This window comes from Paludisphaera soli (assembly GCF_011064595.1).
Lineage (GTDB): Bacteria > Planctomycetota > Planctomycetia > Isosphaerales > Isosphaeraceae > Paludisphaera > Paludisphaera soli.
This window is the reverse complement of record NZ_JAALJI010000083.1, coordinates 1-2,816: the sequence shown is the minus strand read 5'-3', so window position 1 is coordinate 2,816 and position 2,816 is coordinate 1. Positions and strand designations below refer to the sequence as shown.

Annotated in this window: 1 protein-coding gene and 1 pseudogene; one reads left to right on the top strand and one right to left on the bottom strand. The window is 74.4% G+C overall.

Annotated features, from left to right (window positions below):
• Window positions 1–248 precede the first annotated feature (248 nt).
• Complete coding sequence (locus tag G6O68_RS31495; RefSeq protein ID WP_165253667.1) at window positions 249–665, bottom strand: hypothetical protein; 417 nt, start codon at window positions 663–665, stop codon at window positions 249–251.
• A 1,694-nt stretch (window positions 666–2,359) separates the two neighbouring features.
• Between G6O68_RS31495 and G6O68_RS31490 the strand changes: the two are divergent.
• Window positions 2,360–2,816, top strand: a pseudogene (locus tag G6O68_RS31490) (hypothetical protein); the annotation flags it as partial.

The following is a 2,816-nucleotide window of genomic DNA, read 5'->3' as shown; positions in this document are numbered from 1 at the left end:
GACGTCCTCGCGGTTCCGCCCGAACCCGCTGGGAAGACGCCCCTCTCCTCGCCGCGACGAGTGCGATCCCGAGACGGCAGCCTCTCGGACGAGGCGCCTCCAACTCATGTGGTCGCGGCTCGCCGCCGGGCGTGTCGCGTCGCCACCGAAGTCTGGCACGGCGGGATTCGTCGACGCCGTGCACGACCTCGAAGGGGGCCGACCGCCGACGGCGAGTCCGAGCGGGCCCGGACCACGGCCCGGCGAGGTCAGAATCCCACGTCGCCCTCCTCGTAGTGGAGGTGTTCATAGACGCCGCGCAGGAACGAATCGCGACGCCGCCGGGGCACGCGGGCCATGCAGCGCGGGAGCCTGGACGCGAACCAGGCGAGCACGGCGCCGTCTTCGGGGAGGGCCCACGGGGTCAGCCCCGACCCGCGGCCGATCGGGGCCGCGGGGCAGACCAGCCCGATCAGGACGTCGACGTCCTCGGCCCACTCGTCGAGGGCCGTCGAGTCGGGGCCCAGGGTCGCCAGGCCGGCGACGAGCCCGCGGCCGGCCTCCTCGTAGCCCTCCCGACCGCCCCGGGCGGCGGAGCGGCACAAGGCCTGAAAGAACTCGGGGTATGCCCCGGAGGCGGTGATCGGCCGCATGGCATGGTCCTTCGAGGAGATGGCGGGGTTCATGGCGTGGTACTCCGGCTTGGGTTCGTGGTTTGAGATCGTGAGCCGACGTCGCTCCCGCCTCGGCATTCGCCGCGTCGGGCGGGGCCGGCTCACGCTCCCGATAGCGGCCCTGGTCCGCTGCCCTCGTATTACAGGGCGACCGCGCCGGGATGCCCCGCCCCGCTCGGTCCTTCACAGACCTCGAGGGGGGGCCCGACGCCGGAGCAGGGTACGGCCGGTGTCGCATCCGCGGTTAGGCCGATTTCCCGATATCGCCGTCAGGCCGCCCCGCCTCGCGATCCCTCGACCCGCGGCGGACGACGAGGCGGGCCGGCTCATCGGCCCTGTACCTGGCGTGCGTCGCGCGGGCCGGCGGCCCGGCCCCCGGAGGCGGGCGGCCTCGCGACCCAGCCCGCCCAGCCCGCCGGTCGCGATGGTCGCCTCCCAGCGTCCGAAGGAAGGGTCGCCCTTCACCCGCGGCGGCTCCACGAGCAGTAGCCGGGGCACCGCCGATCGCCATGCGGCGCGACTTCCCGAGATGAGGTGTTCGAAGGCCGTTCGGCCCACCGCCGGCGCGTCTGATCTCGTCGGCGTCCCGGCTCGGAGGCCGGCGGCCAGAGGGGGGACGGAGAGGCCTCGCCGGCGCGTGACGCGTCCGGCCCGAAGCGCGCGACGCAGGATCCGCGTCCGACCCGGAGCCGTGTGCGAGGGGCCTGCGACAGGCTCACGGCCTCGGCCGCCGAGTCGAGGCTCCGTCTCCGCCCGCGCCGCCCCAGTGTAGATCGAAGCGCGAGGTGGGGCCGCGTCCATCCGCCGGACGCGGACGCTCGAGCCGGTCGCGGCCTCGCCCCGGTGGGCGGCCCGTCCGAGCATAACGCCCGTCGACGTAATTTCATCGGGGCGGCACGCCCCGGAACGCCGGCGAGCGAGGGGGGGACACGCCCGCGGATGAATCATGTGATTCATCGCCGACCATGGCTCTCGACGGGACATGGGCTTCGTCGGCCCTGCGCACGTCTTCGCACCCCGTGAGTCCGGACTCTGCCCGAGGCGGGGCGGTCGACGAAAGAGGCGTCCGGGACGAGGGGATGCGACTGCCAAGCGACGCGCCTCGCTCATCGCACCCGACCCGTGGGGCGGTCCCGGGGGGGCCGGCGCGACGGCCCGGTCCCTCGGCTGTCCGAATCCCGATAGATGGTGATGCACCCCAGGAGGACCTCCCGAACGTATCGTCGGCAACGCCGCCGGGGCTGCCGGCGTGACGCCCCCGGCCCGGGTGCCGGCCCCCCGGCGGCCATCTCCACCGCCAAGGCGGCCCGTCGCGACGTCCGGGCATTCCCGAGGCATCGTAAATTCCGCCAGCGTGGAAGGAGGGCGACGGCACGGAACTCCCTGGGATGCCATGCTGCTCGCGACCGAGCGCCGTGCCCGGGGGGACGGCCTCAGCCTGGAGGCGGCCGGCGTGACGTTCGGCCCGTCCGGCTGGGGTCCGACGATCACCTCGGGACGGCCAGCACGGCGATCTACGCGGCAAGTGACGTCGCCCAGCCGAAGAATTCCGCGCACGCGGCCATCGAGACGGCCGAATCGGCGATGGTCAACACGACGGACAGGGCCGGAAGCTCGTGTCCAAGCTGGTCATCCTGCACCGCACGTAGACGGACCTCGAGATCGCCCGGGTCCGCGTCACGCCGCAGGAGGCCGCACGGCGGGCGATGGCCGTCGAGACGCACCGGATGGGGCCGTCGCAGGCCGATCGGGCCGTGATCGACGGGTCGGCGGAGGGCTTCGCCGCGCCGTACACGCACCGGGGTCGGCTGGTGGTGGCGACCTACGTGGCGGCCCACGCCGGCGAGGCCTTCCCGCTCCTGACGCTCGACGTGGCACAGAGGACGACGCCCGCAGAGCTGGACGCGGTGATCCACCGTCGCCCTAAGCAGGTGGAGGCGATCCGGCGGGCCGACGCCTGCCCGCCGGTCGGGCTCGGCGCCGGGGCCGAGATCGACGCAGCTCCGTGCGTCCGTCGCCACCCGGCGGAGGAGCTCGCATCCTCGCCGCCCCGCTCCCGGACTGTTCGGCGGCCGGGCGGCGGCCGATCAGGGCAGCTCCGCGAGCACCCGGTGCGCGCAGGTGACGGCGAGGGCCCCGTCGCCCACGGCGAAGGCGACGCGC

Bases quoted from the DNA above. Each gene is read 5' to 3' on its own strand.
- G6O68_RS31495 (WP_165253667.1), bottom strand. From the start codon at position 665: ATGAACCCCGCCATCTCCTCGAAGGACCATGCCATGCGGCCGATCACC.